This window comes from Acinetobacter sp. USHLN143, from assembly GCF_037145695.1.
GTDB lineage: Bacteria > Pseudomonadota > Gammaproteobacteria > Pseudomonadales > Moraxellaceae > Acinetobacter > Acinetobacter fasciculus.
This window is the reverse complement of record NZ_JBBCWZ010000034.1, coordinates 14,801-31,930: the sequence shown is the minus strand read 5'-3', so window position 1 is coordinate 31,930 and position 17,130 is coordinate 14,801. Positions and strand designations below refer to the sequence as shown.

17 protein-coding genes and 1 pseudogene are annotated in these 17,130 nt (G+C 43.8%); 13 read left to right on the top strand and 5 right to left on the bottom strand.

The window, feature by feature from the left end; genetic code table 11:
* The 3 genes and pseudogenes from WFH18_RS10255 to WFH18_RS10245 all read left to right on the top strand — a co-directional run.
* A pseudogene (locus WFH18_RS10255) lies at window positions 1-100 on the top strand (transposase); the annotation flags it as partial.
* 315 nt (window positions 101-415) lie between these two features.
* The gene (locus WFH18_RS10250; RefSeq protein WP_004647364.1) at window positions 416-1,678 is read left to right on the top strand and encodes an OprD family outer membrane porin; all 1,263 of its coding nucleotides are present in this window, start codon (window positions 416-418) and stop codon (window positions 1,676-1,678) included.
* Window positions 1,679-1,964: 286 nt separating this feature from the next.
* Window positions 1,965-2,825, top strand: coding sequence for an alpha/beta fold hydrolase (locus tag WFH18_RS10245; RefSeq protein WP_004278523.1), 861 nt, complete (start codon window positions 1,965-1,967; stop codon window positions 2,823-2,825).
* Between the two features lie 381 nt (window positions 2,826-3,206).
* On the opposite strand, the gene hcaR is transcribed toward WFH18_RS10245, so the two are convergent.
* Window positions 3,207-4,115: a DNA-binding transcriptional regulator HcaR gene (gene hcaR, locus WFH18_RS10240; RefSeq protein ID WP_004278522.1), complete on the bottom strand. Its 909-nt coding sequence runs from the start codon at window positions 4,113-4,115 to the stop codon at window positions 3,207-3,209.
* A 281-nt stretch (window positions 4,116-4,396) separates the two neighbouring features.
* On the opposite strand from hcaR, the gene hcaE reads away from it, so the two are divergent.
* The 9 genes from hcaE (at window position 4,397) to WFH18_RS10195 (ending at window position 13,346) form a co-directional block, all read left to right on the top strand.
* Window positions 4,397-5,764, top strand: coding sequence for a 3-phenylpropionate/cinnamic acid dioxygenase subunit alpha (gene hcaE, locus WFH18_RS10235; protein WP_004278520.1), 1,368 nt, complete (start codon window positions 4,397-4,399; stop codon window positions 5,762-5,764).
* Window positions 5,761-6,279 carry a 3-phenylpropionate/cinnamic acid dioxygenase subunit beta gene (hcaF, locus tag WFH18_RS10230; protein WP_004647365.1) on the top strand — a complete coding sequence of 173 codons (519 nt, stop codon included), beginning with the start codon at window positions 5,761-5,763 and terminating at the stop codon, window positions 6,277-6,279. Before hcaE ends, hcaF begins: the two co-directional genes overlap by 4 nt.
* A complete protein-coding gene (gene hcaC / locus WFH18_RS10225) occupies window positions 6,279-6,605 on the top strand; it encodes a 3-phenylpropionate/cinnamic acid dioxygenase ferredoxin subunit (protein WP_004278517.1) in 327 nt (108 codons plus the stop codon). The genes hcaF and hcaC overlap by 1 nt, the downstream gene beginning before the upstream one ends.
* A 2-nt stretch (window positions 6,606-6,607) precedes the next feature.
* Window positions 6,608-7,423 (top strand): 3-phenylpropionate-dihydrodiol/cinnamic acid-dihydrodiol dehydrogenase, encoded by an 816-nt coding sequence (gene hcaB, locus WFH18_RS10220; protein ID WP_004278515.1) that lies wholly within the window; start codon window positions 6,608-6,610, stop codon window positions 7,421-7,423.
* Window positions 7,424-7,496: 73 nt separating this feature from the next.
* Window positions 7,497-8,462: a 3-carboxyethylcatechol 2,3-dioxygenase gene (locus WFH18_RS10215; protein ID WP_148334731.1), complete on the top strand. Its 966-nt coding sequence runs from the start codon at window positions 7,497-7,499 to the stop codon at window positions 8,460-8,462.
* A 4-nt stretch (window positions 8,463-8,466) separates the two neighbouring features.
* Window positions 8,467-9,693: a 3-phenylpropionate/cinnamic acid dioxygenase ferredoxin--NAD(+) reductase subunit gene (gene hcaD, locus WFH18_RS10210; RefSeq protein ID WP_005102991.1), complete on the top strand. Its 1,227-nt coding sequence runs from the start codon at window positions 8,467-8,469 to the stop codon at window positions 9,691-9,693.
* 168 nt (window positions 9,694-9,861) lie between these two features.
* On the top strand, window positions 9,862-10,767 hold the full coding sequence (locus WFH18_RS10205; RefSeq protein ID WP_148334732.1) for a DMT family transporter: 906 nt from the start codon (window positions 9,862-9,864) through the stop codon (window positions 10,765-10,767).
* A 181-nt stretch (window positions 10,768-10,948) separates the two neighbouring features.
* Window positions 10,949-11,884, top strand: a complete 936-nt coding sequence (locus WFH18_RS10200) for a cation diffusion facilitator family transporter (RefSeq protein ID WP_005261714.1) — start codon at window positions 10,949-10,951, stop codon at window positions 11,882-11,884.
* 406 nt (window positions 11,885-12,290) lie between these two features.
* Window positions 12,291-13,346, top strand: a complete 1,056-nt coding sequence (locus WFH18_RS10195) for an MBL fold metallo-hydrolase (protein WP_005107984.1) — start codon at window positions 12,291-12,293, stop codon at window positions 13,344-13,346.
* On the opposite strand, the gene WFH18_RS10190 is transcribed toward WFH18_RS10195, so the two are convergent.
* The 3 genes from WFH18_RS10190 to WFH18_RS10180 form a co-directional block, all read right to left on the bottom strand.
* On the bottom strand, window positions 13,336-13,746 hold the full coding sequence (locus tag WFH18_RS10190) for a DoxX-like family protein (protein ID WP_148334733.1): 411 nt from the start codon (window positions 13,744-13,746) through the stop codon (window positions 13,336-13,338). The genes WFH18_RS10195 and WFH18_RS10190 overlap by 11 nt on opposite strands.
* Window positions 13,736-14,179, bottom strand: a complete 444-nt coding sequence (locus WFH18_RS10185; RefSeq protein WP_148334734.1) for a thiol-disulfide oxidoreductase DCC family protein — start codon at window positions 14,177-14,179, stop codon at window positions 13,736-13,738. The genes WFH18_RS10190 and WFH18_RS10185 overlap by 11 nt, the downstream gene beginning before the upstream one ends.
* Before the next feature lie 95 nt (window positions 14,180-14,274).
* A complete protein-coding gene (locus WFH18_RS10180; protein ID WP_148334735.1) occupies window positions 14,275-15,795 on the bottom strand; it encodes a catalase in 1,521 nt (506 codons plus the stop codon).
* Between the two features lie 619 nt (window positions 15,796-16,414).
* On the opposite strand from WFH18_RS10180, the gene WFH18_RS10175 reads away from it, so the two are divergent.
* Entirely contained in the window at window positions 16,415-16,594 is a 180-nt protein-coding gene (locus tag WFH18_RS10175) for a DUF7230 family protein (RefSeq protein ID WP_004278505.1), read from the top strand.
* Here WFH18_RS10175 and WFH18_RS10170 read toward each other — a convergent pair.
* Complete coding sequence (locus tag WFH18_RS10170) at window positions 16,591-17,091, bottom strand: hypothetical protein (protein ID WP_005245903.1); 501 nt, start codon at window positions 17,089-17,091, stop codon at window positions 16,591-16,593. The two genes, WFH18_RS10175 and WFH18_RS10170, sit on opposite strands and share 4 nt — an antisense overlap.
* Between the last annotated feature and the right edge of the window lie 39 nt (window positions 17,092-17,130).

The following is a 17,130-nucleotide window of genomic DNA, read 5'->3' as shown; positions in this document are numbered from 1 at the left end:
TTATTGGCGAGATTTTCAAGTCATGACAGCTGACAAAATAGAGCAATGGGTGGAGAAAGTATCAAACCAATTCGGAAAAGAATACATGTTTACTTTTTAATGACAACTTATGTGAAGATTATTTCAGTTTAATTTTTTCCTTAAACATAAAAACGATAAATAAAAAATATTATCTTAAAGTTTTTAAAAAAATTGCGCTTATTAATAAAGGAAACAGAAATTTGAATTAAATATCTGGTCAAATTTTTATTTTCATTAATCGGTTTAAAATCTAAGAGATTGAGTGCTTAAATCTGGGCCCGGAATATGCAGAGCTAAAAGAGCAAAAGTTTAATACTGTGGTCGGATTTTTTATTTAAACCGACTTGCGCATGATGGCTGCATGGATTTTATCAGCTGAATGGGGGAACTCATCATGCGTCGTCACAATTTATGGATTGCAATGCTTGCTGCGACAGCAACTTTAGGGACAACTGCAACGAATGCAGACTTTATTGACGACAGCAATGTTCAACTCAAATTTAAAAACTTTTATCTAGACCGTCAGTATCAAGATGACTATTCATCACGTAACTGGGGTTCTTGGTCACAAGGGGTGACTCTGGATGCCAAGTCCGGTTATCACGATATCGGTGGTGGTGTGCAGGTTGGTGCTGATGTACTGGTGCAACATGCAGTCAAACTCAACGGCCATGATAAAAATCCGGACTGGGTTTTACCGCACGATGGCAAAGAATCAAAAGATCATTTCGGTAAAGTCGGCGCGACCTTAAAAGCCAAAGTTTCACAAACTGAGCTGAAAGTCGGCGAGTTATTGCCTGTATCTCCAGTCTTGGTATTCGATCCATCCCGTCAGTTATTAACGACTTATAGTGGCGCTTGGTTAGAGTCTAAAGACCTTAAGGATACCAAGTTAACTCTGGCGTATATTGATGGTATTAACAACCGTTATGACAACCAGTTCCGTGACTTAACTAAATTTGCTCCACCAAGTTTCTATGATACGGGTGCTGAAGCTGATGGCATGTGGATTGCGGGTGTAGACCACCAGCTTACTAAAGAAGTAGGGGCGAGCTACTGGTATGCCGATGTTCAAGACATTTACCAACAGCATTATCTGGGTGTGAATTACAAAACTGCGCTCGGTGAAAAAACCAAATTAGATAGCCACATTCGTTACTTCGATAACTCGGAGTCAGGTGACAAGCTGTATGGTGAGATCGATAACCAGGCATTATCTGTCGCTGCAAAAGTGAATCATGGTGCACATAGCGTAGGTGTGGGTTACCAGCAAATGTTTGGTGATAGTGCATTCCCGACATTGGGTGGCTGGGTGCCACAGCCTTATCTGGCGAACTGGGGGGTAGCGACCTTTACCGCACCAGAAGAAAAGTCATGGAGTGTTTCTTATGGCTATGACTTCTCTGAAATGGGTGCAAAAGGCCTAAACGCAACAGCAGTATATTTCAAAGGTTATGATCAGAAAGGTACTGGGGCGTATCAAGGTCAGAACTTCAATACGGATGAAGTGAATGCCATCGTGAACTACACTGTGCCAGAAGGTAAATTAAAAGGTTTGGGTGTACAGGCGATGTATATTGATGTGAATTTTGCCAATCCAGCAAAACCAGACCTGCAAGAATACCGTGTCGCCACCACTTATACCCATAAATTCTAATACCCGTATATTTTAAAAGCAGTCAGTCTTCTGGCTGCTTTTTGGTTTAAGCGTTCCATTGTTGCATTAAAGGCTTAGATTGAGTAGGGTTTTATTTTAAATTGATATATAAAACAAATACTTAAATTATATCTATTTTGTAGGGTGCAATCGTAATTTTGTATCAGTTTGCTGCGGCTGAGCGGTTAATATAAGGGTGTACACAAGTCATTTTAATGAGTCAACTTGACGTCGAATTCTTGAAAATAGAGGGACACGCAAGCGAAAGACTGTAAGAGGAAGCAATATGAGCACTGTTCAAATCCCTGACTATCAAACAGATCCATTCTTTGGCTTAGAAGATAAATGGATTGAAACCGCTGAAGGCGAGTTGACCCATTACCACGAAATTGGTGAAGGTACGCCTATTCTATTTTTACACGGTTCAGGTACGGGTGTATCGGCTGCGGCAAACTGGTGGTTAAACCTGCCACAAATTGGTGAGCAGGCGCGTTGTATCGCGATTGATACCATTGGTTATGGCCAGACTGTAGTTGCACCGGGTACTGAATATGGTATCCGTGCCTGGGTAGATCATGCGATCCGTACGCTAGACGCTTTGGGTATCGAAAAAACCTGGTTGGTCGGTAACTCTCTGGGTGGCTGGTTAGCATTCCAGATGGCATTGGATTATCCAGATCGTATTTTGGGTATCGTGTCTATGGGTACGGGCGGTGCGAAACAGACAGCTGCACTTAAAGCTCACGCAAACCCAGTTCTTACAGAAGAAGGAATCAAGAAAACCCTTTCTATGTTTGTCGTAAACAAAGACCTGATTACTGATGAACTGGTAAAAGTACGTTTTGCTTCTGCTGCAAATGACTATGCATCAAATCGTTTAATGGATGTGGTTGGCGCACGTGACCGTGACCGTTTCGAATTCCCATTAGACTTCGAAAAAATGAAAGACATTACTGTGCCTGTACTATTGATTCATGGTACGCAAGACGTGGTGATTCCGGTTTCTCGTACTTGGGACATCCTGAACATCGTGCCAAATGCTGATGCACATATCTTCAGCCAATGCGGTCACTGGTCTCAAGTTGAAAAAGCAGATGAGTTCAACACTGTGATCAAAAACTACCTGGCTGTTCATGGCGTAAAATAAGTTTGATACAGTTTTAAAAAAGGATGGCTTTGGTCATCCTTTTTTATATCGGAAATATTTAAGGTAGCGCACCTAAGTGAGTTTGATTCTCATTTATTTGAATAAATATAAAAATCTAATAATTTTTATAGGCTTGAGCTATTTAAACTGAGAAAAATCCGAATGAAACTTTATTAGACTTAAGTGGTAAATGCAGTACATTTAGAGCTAAAAATACACAATTTGGGTCAAGGGCAAGTGAAAAATTTAAGCGCCAGAAATAGATTCTTTATTATAAAATAGAATTAAAAATGGATTCTTAAGCATAAAATAATAAAACAAAAAAAGCACATGCCTATCATAAGTTGAATGGCATATGCCTAATGCAGGGAAGAAATAGGATTAATTTTGTTCGCTACGGTTAATATCCAGATAGAACACACGGGTCAAAAGCTCAAGAAATTTGCTCACGACATAGGATTTGTTGTTTTTATGGTAGCTGACATACAGGTCTAAATAGGGCAACTCCACGTCCAGCGGACGAATCACGGTATTATCCATGGTTAGTGGTGCAATATAGCCAGGCAAAATGGTACAGCCTAGGCCCATTCCGATCGAGTTGATATTAAATAAAATATTATCGGCCTTTTGCACGATATTGAGTTCAATGCCGTTGGCTTTGGCAAAGTCCAGAATAGCCTGGTTCAGGGTCAAGGACTGCTCTGCTGATGGAATAATAAAATCAATACCATTCAATGCTTTAACAGGAATTCTTTCGTATTTTGCTAAGGGATGATCTTTAGGCAGGAGAAAAATCAGCGGTTCACGAATCACGAACTGGCTTTCAATTTCATCACTATTGAAATTATGACGGGTAAATGTCAGATCTAGATCACCTTTTTTTAACAAACGCATTTGCTCATTGTTGTTCAGGCTGAGCAGTTCAATTTTTAAATCCGAGTTCTGTACACGTAGATTTGGCAAGATATACGGGAAGATTTTCATCTCGGCCACCGGTACAAAACCGATGCGGAGCATTTGCTGCTTGGCCTGTGACACCTGACGTGCCATGGCAACGGCTTTGTCCGCCTGTGCCAGGGTGAGACGAGCCTGTTCCAGGAATACGGCGCCTTCTTCGGTCAGCTCTACTTTACGTTTGGTTCGGTTGAGTAGCTTTACCCCGACATCTTCTTCCAGGTCTTTGATTTGCTGGCTAAGTGAGGGTTGAGCCGTATAAAGTTTAAGTGCTGCCTTACTAAAATTGAGCTCTTCAGCAACGGTGATAAAGTAGCGAAGGTGTCGTAATTCCATGTCATCAACCCAAAGAGTAATCCAAAAAATGTCTTACTATAATTTCCTCAAAGTATAATCTATAAACAACTATGTCGTGAAGATTATTTTCCCATTCATAAACTAAATGCTCTGGCGGAATTAATAGATGTTTTAATATAAAAATTCACGTGCTTAATAATTGCTTTAAGCTCTTAATTGAAACAAAAAAAATATTTCCCGAAAAACGCTGTCAAATCCATCATCGTTGAAAAGTTGAGTCTATTACTTTGTGCCAAAGATAGGTCACAGGAGAGCTTTTCATGAGTGGAAAAATTGATGTGCGCGAAATCGATGCTTTAGTCGATGCACAAAATGGACGTATTACGCCATCTATTTATACAGATCCTGACATTTACGAATTAGAACTCGAACGTGTTTTCGGTCGTACTTGGTTATTCCTTTGCCATGAAAGCCAAATTCCTAAGGCTGGTGATTTCTTCAACACCTACATGGGCGAAGATCCAATCATTGTGGCACGTCAAAAAGATGGCTCAATCAAAGCATTTTTAAACCAGTGCCGTCACCGTTCTATGCGTGTAAGCTTCGCTGACTGTGGTAATACCCGTGCATTTACTTGCCCGTACCACGGCTGGTCATACGGCATTGACGGTTCTTTAAAAGATATCCCGCTTGAAGATCGTGCTTACCCACATGGTGCATGTAAAGAGCAATGGGGTCTGGTTGAAGTGAATCGTGTGAAGTCTTACAAAGGCTTGGTATTCGCTTGTTGGGATGAAACCACACCTGATCTTGAAGAATACATGGGCGATATCGCTTGGTACTTAGATGGCGTTGTTGACCGTCGTCCAGGTGGTACAGAAATTATCGGTGGTGTCCACAAGTGGGAAATCGAGTGTAACTGGAAATTTGCGGCTGAACAGTTCGCATCTGACCAATACCACGCCTTGTTCTCTCACGCTTCTGCGATCCAAGTATTGGGCGCGAAACCAGACGACGAATCTTCTAAGAAATTAGGTGCTGCACAAACGGCTCGTCCAGTTTGGGAAACTGCCAAAGACGCGATCCAGTACGGTTCACGTGGTCATGGTTCAGGCTTCTTCTTCACAGAGAAACCAGACGCAAACGTATGGGTTGACGGTGAAGTTGCCAACTACTTCCGTGAAACTTACGACGAAGTTAAAGAGCGCCTAGGCGAGACTCGTGCACTGCGTCTTGCAGGTCACAACACCATGTTCCCAACTTTGTCTTGGTTGAACGGTACTGCAACACTTCGCGTATGGCATCCACGTGGTCCAAACAAAACCGAAGTATGGGCATTCTGTATTGCGGATGCTGAAGCATCTCAAGAAGTGAAAGAAGCATTTGAACGTTCTGCAACGCGTGCCTTTGGTCCAGCCGGTTTCCTCGAGCAAGATGACTCTGAGAACTGGATTGAAATTCAAAAAGTTTTACGTGGTTACAAAGCGCGTCAAAATAAACTCATTATGGAAATGGGTAAAGGCAACGAAAAAGTACGTGAAGATGGTATCCCGGGTATCACCAACTACATTTTCTCTGAAACTGCAGCACGTGGTATGTACCGCCGCTGGGCAGATTTATTGATCCATGAAAAATGGGAAGACGTGGAAAAAGCAGCTGACGAATATGAGAAGGAGCTTATGAAATGAGTCAAATCAGCTTAGAACTTCATCACCAAATTAGTCAGTTCCTGTATCGCGAAGCAAAATTGCTAGACGATTGGAAATTCCGCGAATGGTTGGATACGTTAGCTGAAGATATTTCTTACACGCTACGTACCACACCAAACGCACAAACCCGTGACCGTCGTCGTTCAGTTGAACCACCTACCACTTGGGTGTTCAACGATTCAAAAGACCTTTTAGAGCGTCGTGTAGCGCGTCTGGAAACCGGTATGGCTTGGGCTGAAGAGCCTCCGTCACGTACCACCCACATGGTGAGCAACGTGATCGTAGAGCCAACTGAAGTTGAAGGCGAATACGACGTGTACGTAACCTATTTGCTATATCGTACGCAAAAAGAGAAAGACATTGTCATTTACTGCGGTAAACGCCATGACAAGATCCGTAAAGTTGAAGGTGGCCTCGGCTTCCAGATCTTCAACCGTAAGATCACGCTTGATCAAGCGACATATAGCTCACATAACTTGAGTGTGTTCTTCTAATGAATAAGATTTTTGTTTGCCAAGTTGACGAATTAGACGAAGGCGAAGCGTTAAAAGTAGATTGTGGCGTAAACGGTATCGAAGCGCTGGCTGTATTTAACAATGGCGGTGAATTCTTCGCTATGAACGATAAATGCAGTCATGGTAATGCTTCTATGTCTGAAGGTTATCTTGAAGATGACGGTACTGTGGAATGTCCATTGCATTCAGCACGTTTCTGTTTAAAAACAGGTGAAGCATTGTGTCTACCTGCAACTGATCCAATCAAAACATTCCCAGTGATTGTTGAAGATGGTCAATTGTTTGTAGAGATGGCAGGAGAGTAAGCATGGGTTGGCTACAAGGCGAAGTTGCACTTATTACTGGTGGTGGTTCAGGCTTAGGCTGGGCTTTGGTAGAACGTTTTATTGAGGAAGGTGCGCAAGTCGCTGTTCTTCAACGTTCAAAAGCTAAAGTAGATGCATTAAATGAACACTTCGGTGGAAAAGTTCTTGCGATCGAAGGTGATGTAGCCAGCTATGCAGATAACGTTCGTGCAGTTCAAGCAACTGTGGAACGTTTCGGTAAACTCGATTGTTTCGTTGGTAATGCCGGTATCTGGGATCACTATGCCGATATCGTCAATACCTCTGGTGAGCAGCTGGAGAAAGCCTTTGACGAGATTATGGGGATTAATACCAAATCTCTGATCCTTGGTGCGAAGGCTGCACTGGATGCATTGATCGCTTCTGAAGGTTCTATCATATTTACTTTGTCTAATTCGGCACTGTACTCCGCTGGCGGAGGCCCTGTATATACTGCATCTAAGCATGCGGGTGTCGGGATTATGAAAGAATTGGCTTATGAGCTTGCGCCTAAAGTACGAGTGAACGCGGTTGCGCCGTCAGGTATGAATGTGAATATCAAAGGCGCGGCATCGCTCGGTCAGGAAAATGTGGGCCTGCTCGATGCACGTGATCCTGAGAAAATTGCACGTGGCATGCCACTGAATTTCTTGCCTGAACCGGAAGATATGACCGGCTCATACGTGCTGTTGGCATCTCGTCAAAATAACCGTCCTCTGACTGGTGTTCTGATCAATGCAGAATGCGGTTTGGGTATTCGTGGCCTACGTCAGCCACGTGCAGGTTTCTTTGACGAATAAACATCTAGTCTCATTCAAATGGACTTACCGGCAGCCTCTTCTCTCAGGGCTGCTTTCCTTCTAGGAGTCTCTCATGGCCGTTAAACTTATTTGTGCATCGCACAGTCCTTTAATGGAATTTGCTTCGCCTCAAGATCAATCAAAAGAGCAAAAAGTTCATGCTGCTTTTGAAAAACTCTCTGCTGAAGTAAAAGCTTACGACCCAACCCTGATCATCACTTTTGGTCCTGACCATTTTAATGGTTTCTTCTATGACCTGATGCCAAGTTTCTGCGTGGGTATTCGTGCCAAAGCCGCAGGTGACTGGGATTATGGCAAGGACAATGACCATATTGATGTACCTGAAGACAAGGCATTAGATCTGGTTCGACGTGTACTGGATGAAGGCGTAGATGTTGCCTACTCATACCGTATGCAGGCTGACCATGGCGTGACTCAGCCCTTACATTTCCTGTGTGAAGGTAAACTTGATCGTTACCCAACGATTCCAATTTTTATTAATGGCGCTGCTGCACCGATGCCAACCACCAAGCGTACCATCGCTTTGGGCCGTGCTGTGGGTCAATACATCAAATCTTTAAATCTTGAAAATGAGCGTGTGCTTGTTTTAGGTACCGGTGGTCTGTCACATGATCCACCTACACCACAAATGGGTGCAGTACCACCAGAAGTAGAAGAGTTCCTGATTGCAGGCCGTTATCCAACACCTGAAGCACGTCATGCACGTCAATCCAAGATTATTGCAGTGGGTCAAAAGCTGGCAGCAGGGGATACGTCAGTTGCCGTGCCTTTGAATGCTGAATGGGATATTGCCCTGCTAGAAACCTTCAAGCATGCTGATTTTGCAACATTAGAAGCGATGACTGAAGCTGAAATCCGCCATGATGGTGGTCGTGGTGGTCAGGAAGTCCGTTCTTGGATGGCTGCCTTCGCTGCCTTAAGCGAAATGGGTGAGTATGAAATGACCACACATTGCTATGAAGACATCAGCGAATGGATTGCCGGCTTCGGTATCGTATCTGCAGAGTTAAAAGGTTAAGAAAATGAGCAACGTAAACAACATCGTGATCGTGGGTGCTGGCCAGGCAGGTGCGAGCGCAATTTTAGAACTTCGTGGCAACAAGTATGAAGGCAAAATTACCTTAATTGGTGATGAAAGCCATCTTCCTTATGAGCGTCCACCGTTGTCTAAAGATGTGATTCTAAAACCTGAAGAAACCAAGATCGAAATCCTGTCGGAACAGAAACTGGCAGATTTAGGCGTAGAAACGATTCGCGGCAATGGCGTAGCGAAAATTAATGCCGAAGCGAAAACGGTTGAACTCCTGAACGGTGATGTTGTTGCTTACGACAAGCTCTTGCTTGCAACAGGTGGTGCCGCGCGCCGTTTGCCTAATTTCGATGCTTTGGGCAAACACGTCTATACCCTGCGTAACTTGGAAGATTCACAGGCACTGGTGCCTGTACTTCAAGCCGGTCGCCGTATCATCCTGATCGGTGGTGGCGTGATTGGTCTTGAGTTGGCATCATCTGCACGTTACAAAGACTGTCAGGTGACTGTGATCGAAATGGGTCCGATGGTTATGGGTCGTTGTTCACCACAAATCCTGAGCGAATTCCTGCTAGAGCAGCATCGTCAAAACCAGGTCGATGTGCGTCTTGAAACCAAGATTACAGATTGCCGTTTAGATGGTGAAGAAGTCGTGGTAACGCTGGAAGGCGGTGAAGAACTGCGTGCTGATGCTGTAGTTTACGGAATCGGAATCGTGCCAAATGCACAGCTTGCGCTAGATGTAGGTCTGGATGTTGATGTTGCGATCAAAGTGAATGAACACTGCCAAACCTCGAATGCTGATATTTATGCAGCGGGCGATGTTGCGACCCAGTTACGTGACTGTGGCAATCACCGCCGTGTGGAAACCTGGGAAAATGCCAACCTTCAGGCAGGCATCTTCGCGCGTCACGTGATGGGTGTGGAACATCCGAAAGCCAATCCGGCCTGGTTCTGGACGGATCAGCTGAATATCAACTTCCAGTTTGTCGGCGATATGGCCGCAGCTGAATGGCATATCCGTGGTGAAATGGATGCAGCCAAAGGTGCAGACAATTCATTCGTGATGTACGGTGTGACTGATGGTCAGATCGTTGGCGGGATTACCGTGAATGCAGCCAAAGAAATGCGTCATTTGAAAAAAATGATCAGCAAAAATACGGCGTTTGATGTTGAAAAACATTTAGATATCGCGCAAGACTTACGCAAAATTGCTTAAGTCGTATTGAGATATCTTGGGACAGACCTATGTTTTGCATAGGTCTGTTTTTTATGCACGAAACTTGATGAATTTATCAAAAATTAAAACTTCATCTCAGCATGAATTCGCTATACGCTATTTTTGAAGTTGCTGATCCAGAACTTCTTGGCCTCGTTTAGGAGACTTATGAGTTCTTCATCTTCATTGCCGGTCACGGCAAGTATTTACGCTTTATTGGTGCTGATCTGGGCGGCAACGCCACTGGCGATTGTCTGGAGCGTGGCCGAGATTCACCCGATGTGGGTGCTGATCATTCGCTATTTTGGTGCCTCGATTATTGCGTTGTTCCTGCTGAAGATCATGCGCGACCCGCTGCCTTTTGACCGCACTTCAATGAAAAGTTATCTGGCAGGCAGTTTGAATTTAATCGGTGCGCAGCTGTTTATTTATCTGGCGGCCAATTATCTGACCTCAGGTTTGATGGCGCTAATTTTTGGTTTTTCACCGCTGATCGCCGGTTTAATCGGTCATGTGATTTTAAAAACCCATAAACTGATCTGGCTGCAATGGCTCGGCATGGCAGTGGCCGTCGCCGGTTTATGTTTTGTTTTTGCCGACTCGGCAGACAGCAAGATTAATCCTTGGGGTGTGGTACTGATGCTGATCAGTATGGTGTCTTATATCAGCTCAATCTTCTGGGTTAAACAGATTAGTGCACCCTTGAGTCCGATGTCGCAAGCGACGGGGTCATTGCTGGTCTCCGCGGCTGGTTCAGTCATTTTAGTGCCGTTTATCTGGCAACATATGCCGACTCAGTTGCCTAGCACACAGGCAATGATCGGTTTTGTATTTACCATGATCATGTCTTCGATTGTGGCAATGCTGTGTTATTTCTGGCTGATTCGCCGTCTAAATGCTTCGACCGTTTCATTGAGTAATGTGATGACGCCGGTGATCGCTCTGGTATTGGGAGCAACCTTAAATCATGAAATTATCAGCAGTCATGCTTTTGCGGGAATTGCTGTGGTGATGTTCGGGATCATCATGTATTTCTGGAAAGAGTGGCGCGAGCAGTATTTTTCCAAGCATTAAAACTGTAAAAACCAAAAGGGCGAAAGCCCTTTTATTATTTTAGTGGAGAGTAAAGTGATTCAACAACGTGAGAGATCACGACTAAGCAACAATTTGTAAAACAACTTTCAAAAATAAATGATTAAGATTTTGATACATAAATCATTCAAGCTTGCACAAGCTTATTTAGGACAGTGTCAGGATGTCTGAATCCAATAAAATCGTAGTTTATGCAGCCCTGTTTGGTAATCTGGCGATTGCGCTGGTGAAATTTGTTGCGTCCTATATAACCAATAGTTCTGCCATGTTCAGTGAGGCAATTCATTCCGTAGTAGATACCTTGAATGAAATTTTACTGTTATATGGCATGAAAAAATCAGAAAAACCGGCAAATGCCAAACATCCTTTTGGTTATGGGCGTGAACTGTATTTTTGGGCCTTTATTGTGGCACTGATGGTTTTTGCCCTAGGTGCGATTGTGTCCATCTATCAAGGGATACAGCATATTCTTCAGCCTGAAGTCATGCAGGATCCATTGATCAATTATATTGTGCTGGGTCTGGCGATTCTTTTTGAAGGATTTTCATGGTCAGTGGCTTTAAAAACCTTTCGTAAACAAAAGGGAAATCTGGGATATTTTGAAGCCTTTCGACACAGTAAAGATCCAACGACCTTTACCGTGTTATTTGAAGATACTGCCGCCCTGGTCGGCTTGGTGATTGCTCTGGTCGGTATCTTTCTGGCGCATCAACTGAATATTCCTGAATTGGACGGTGCCGCATCGATTTTAATTGGTATTGTTCTGGCGGTTTCTGCCTGGTTTCTGGCACGTGAAACCAAAGGTTTGTTACTGGGTGAAACGGCAGATCCAAAACTGCGTGAAGATGTATTGAACATTGCTCAACAGGATGCGGCAGTTTTTAGTGCTAATGGGGTATTGACTGAGCAGATGGGTGCTCAGCAAGTCATTGCATCATTGAGTCTGGAATTTAAAGATGATTTAACTTCTGATGAAATTGAAGCCTGTGTCAACCGGATCGAAGCGCAGATTAAACAGCTGCACCCGGAAATTATTGCTTTATTTGTGAAACCCCAAACCAAGGCCGTATGGCTGGAACGAACTCAAGGTCGTGTATAAAGATCTAAAAAACGCTTGAGGTTGGTATTTTGATCTCAACTTGCCTTTCTCGCACAATTGATGTGATGATACTGAGGTATGGCGAATTTCATCATAAAATCATCAATGGGCAGACATGCTTTTGTCAGCATGGGCTTATAAATATTGAGTATCATTTTGTATTTTTAGACAGAAGGGCGCGAGCGATATTTTTCTAGATAATCCAAGGCTTCAGCCAGCCATAAGGTCGATGAAATGCCATTTTTTTGCTAAAAATAACAAAAACATACATGATTTTCTGTGACGGATTTCATACTATGTTGTAGTGTGCCTGTTTTTAGTTTGTATGCTCATTAAAAGATGCACCGCTTGACCATTTCAAGAGGTTGTTGTCTTGCATATAGCGAATAATAAATAGTGGATGTTTATGCAAGATCTTCTCAAAACTAAAAAATTCCAGTTAATCACGGAATCCAGTTGGAAACATCTCTGGTCTAAGCCAGTGTTTGAGTATCTGCATTCAGATCATTTCGACGGAAAACAGTTTCGTAATCTTGAGCATGCTTCTCTATCGCGCGGTCGCTTTGATTTATACAAATGGCTCATTACCCGAAAATCCAAGACCTGGAATGTCAATCTTGACGAAGAGCGTGCCGAGTTTTTTTCTCGTCCGCGCGCATTGCCACAGCAGCGTCCAGATGCAGCTCTGGATGACTGGCAAGTCTGGTTTATTGGTCACGCCACCACATTAATTCAGATCGGCCCCTATAACTTCCTGACTGATCCGGTTTGGGCTGAATATGCCAGTCCATCGGCTTCCACAGGGCCGCAGCGGGTCATTCCGGCTGGCATTGCTCTGGATGAGTTACCCCAGATTGATGCTGTACTACTTAGCCATAACCATTATGATCATATGGATCTGGCCAGTCTGGAATGGCTGTACAACACTTTTGAGATGCCTATTTATACCGGTCTGGGTAATGCCTGGTATTTGCCAGAACATTATACCGTGCATGAAATGGACTGGTGGGAAAGTGCCTTTTTTGAAGAGATCCGGATTGTCTATACGCCGGCTCAACATGCCTCAGGGCGCGGCATGCGCGATCAGAACTGTGCACTTTGGGGAGGATTTTCTTTATTACATGGCAAGGAACATTGTTTTTTTGCCGGAGATAGTGGCTACGCCTCACATTTTAAAGAAATTCGTAAACGTCTGGGTGCACCGCGAATTGCCTTACTCCCGATAGGAGCGTATGAACCGCGTGAACTGATGCGCGCGATCCATATGAATCCGGAAGATGCCTTTCATGCCCATCATGACTTGCAGGCCAAATGTTCACTGGCGATTCATTACCGTACTTTTCAGCTCACAGATGAAGACCGGGATGCACCGGAACATGAGTTGCATGAGATCATCAAGCATTCTTCCAAATTGATTAATCCGTTTTACTGCATACGGGAAGGCAAACGGATTATTGTTTAAGTACTTCCTGTTGTTCCTCTTGGATGAGTTGAATGGCCACTACAGAAAGCATCAGCATGGCGGTATTCATTACCACAGGATTGAATGCTGCAGTAAGTTGCAACGGGGCTGTGAATGCAATCAGCAGTAGTAATCCAGCAAGTCCGATAATATTCAACCTATGCAAGAGTATGGACCGGTTCCATTTCAGAAAGCATAAGCCAAATAGCATTTCACATCCTCCGGAAAGTCCAACCAAGACTTTGGCCAGTGCCAGCTCAAAACCCATATTTTGCCAAATGCTAATTTCAGCGGGTGATTGGAACAGAATTTTTGGAATGAGTCCCTGATAGAGCCATAGTATGACCAAAGTCAGCTGGATAGTACGCAGTGATTGTAGGAATACAGGTTTAGGATTCACGGACAGCTTCTTCCAGAAAATGGCGTTTATTTTCGCTGGATGGAATCAGGCAATACTCGGTTTTACCAAATAGCTTGTAACGATTTAAAGCGACCACACGATACAGAAAATCTCGGATAAAACGTGGAACAAAATAACCTGCGCTCATTAAATTAAAGGGAAAACCAAGATGCTGCAGCGCCTTCAGTAATGCAGTCGATTCCGTATAGAGTGTGCCATCTTGAATGACGAGCATCGTGGTGTAATGTTCGGTTGGCATCTGATAATGTTCGAGCAGTGCCGTACCTAAAGGCGATTGGGCGGAAACCAGTTTAAACTGTATCTTCTTATCGTATTGAATCAGAAACCGTGCCCAGCCATTGCAGATCACGCAAACAGCATCAAATAAAACGATGTCGTGTTGTTGAATGATGTCTTCAATATTCGCATGCATTGTTGTATTTCTTTTTGTGCTGACTTGCTTCTATAGTGCTTGATGCTGCAATAAAAAACCACCCGAAGGTGGTTTTTATACGTGTCTAAACTGGCTTAGAGAAAGCTAGGCAAACCTTTGGCTGGATCGGTTTCACGTGCTGCTTGGGCATCTGCTACGGTCATGCCGAGTGCTTGTGCTACGCCTTCGCCGTAGGCTGGATCACAGTGATAACAGTTGCGGATGTGACGGTATTTGATGAAATCTAGTGCATCCCCCATCGCTCCGGCCGTGTTATTAAACAGAGCCTGTTTCTGCTGGTCATTCATCAGGTTGAACAGGGCACGGGGTTGGCTGAAGTAATCATTGTCATCTTCACGGAAATCCCAGAAATCGGCATCACCGGTGATTTTCAGTGGCGGTTCTCTGAATTCCGGTTGTTCCTGCCACTGGCTGAAACTGTTCGGCTCGTAATGTGGCAATGAACCATAGTTGCCATCCATGCGGCCTTGACCATCACGGCGGTTCGAATGTACAGGACAACGTGCAGCATTGACCGGAACCTGTGAATGATTTACTCCTACACGGTAACGCGCTGCGTCGGCATAGTTCACTAAACGTGCCTGTAACATACGGTCCGGTGAGTAGCTGATGCCCGGTACAAGATTACTTGGTGCAAAGGCTGCCTGTTCTACATCCTGGAAATAGTTTTCCGGATTGCGGTTCAGTTCGAATTCACCGACTTCAATCAGTGGATAATCGCCCTTTGGCCAGACTTTGGTCAGGTCAAATGGATGATAAGGCACTGTTTCGGCTTCCAGTTCCGGCATGATCTGAACGTACATTTTCCATTTTGGATAGTCACCACGTTCGATGGCATCAAACAGGTCGGTCTGGCTGCTTTCACGGTCTTTGGCGATCAAGTCTGCAGCTTCAGCATCGGTCAGGTTCTGGATGCCTTGCTGGGTACGCATATGGAATTTTACCCAGAAGCGTTCATTTTTGGCATTGATAAAACTGAAGGTGTGACTGCCAAAACCATGCATATGACGGTAACCGGTCGGAATCCCGCGGTCGGACATGACAATGGTCACTTGATGCAAAGCTTCAGGCAACAGTGTCCAGAAATCCCAGTTATTGGTGGCGCTGCGCTTGTTGGTTTTCGGGTCACGTTTGACTGCTTTATTCAGGTCAGGGAACTTGCGGGCATCCCGCAGGAAAAATACCGGAGTATTGTTGCCGACCAGATCCCAGTTGCCTTCTTCAGTATAGAATTTTAAGGCAAAACCGCGAATATCACGTTCTGCATCGGCTGCGCCACGTTCACCTGCCACCGTTGAGAAACGCGCAAACATTTCGGTTTTTTTGCCGACTTCAGAGAAAATTTTAGCGCGGCTATATTGGGTAATATCATTGGTCACGGTAAAGGTACCAAAAGCACCTGAACCTTTGGCATGCATACGACGCTCTGGAATCACTTCGCGGACAAAGTTGGCCAGTTTTTCATTCAGCCATAAATCCTGGGCAAGTAAAGGTCCACGCGCCCCTGCCGTCATACTGTTCTGGTTGTCGACCACAGGGGCACCAGCTTCAGTGGTCAGGTGGGTGACAGGGCATTTTTTAAAATCTTGGCTCATCTTTCCTCTCCAAGTTTTGAATATCTTATGTCGTTTACCTAGTATTCATAAAATATTGAGATATATGCTAATCAGATCAGGTTTCGCTATATTTACAATATCTTTAAATAAAGGGTGTTACAGCACAAAACGGAATTCAGGGTATAATTGAGTGAGCTCACTCAAAAAATATTTTTAAATTTAATAAAGTTTAAAATGTTGAAAATTAAATGGTTACTCTTAAAAAGTAACGGGTTTTCCACTCTGTGACAATATCAAATTCTATATATTTTGAATAACTCGAATAATGAATGGGATTAAACGAAAATAACAATATCTAAGTCGATAATATGTTTTTATCAAAGGATAAAAATAATAAGTGAATAGTATTGTTTAAAATAAATTTTATAACTGATTTATTTTAAACGTTTTTTTAATCGAGTTTTGTTGGGCTGAAGAAACCCATAAAAATAATGAATGAAATAAGGGTGTTTCCTGGCTATAACTCCCATTTTTGCATATAGAAAATCCTGGCTAAATGGGCTTTATTTTTGAAAAAGCATTGGCAAATATGCTTGAAAATTAGTCAGTCGGCCCTATAATTATCTCACTCCTTCCTCCAAATTATATAGAGAGCAAGATGGCCAAGAAAAAAACAGCCGAGCAGGTAGTGATCCACAATTTTGTGGCAAAACACATGCATGAAGTCAACAAAAGCCAGGTTTTTGTAGATCGAAAGAAAAATTCAAAACGTGGCTACAACAAGCACAGACAAGGGCGATATTCCATGGAAGATCGCCCTTTTTTAATGGCCGCTTAAGGTCTGTAAGGTGGCTGGGGACGACGTGGGGGCTGCTTAGGATTAGTTTTAACTGGAGAGAGCGGGGCGACAGGCCGGTTGTTACGAGTTTGCGAATATTGATTTGGATACCGGGATGATGTTGTCGATTCATCCGCGATTAAGTCATTAAAGAATTTATTGAGTTTGCTTTGCACTGGTGCTTTGTGGTGAGGGGAATGAGGCTGTGGTCTGGCCTGCTGAAAACTGGCAAATTGATCTTTTTGTTGGTGATAGAGTCTGGCAGCAATGACGGAGGGGTCATCTCTGCCTAAACGCCGCCGTTGCGATGCCGAAATTTCAATGCCCAATAATGGAGTCATTTTAGGCCGATCGGCATAGCTCATTGCTCGATTGCTGGCGGGGCGTATATAAGATGAACCGGAATTATGAGCTTCTTTGCGGGCAGCCAAGGCCGGTGCAAGAATGACCACATAGAACACCGCAACAATCATGAACAGGATGACCAGAAATTCCATAACCACCTCTACCACTGTCGAGGGACTGGAAAAAGTCCC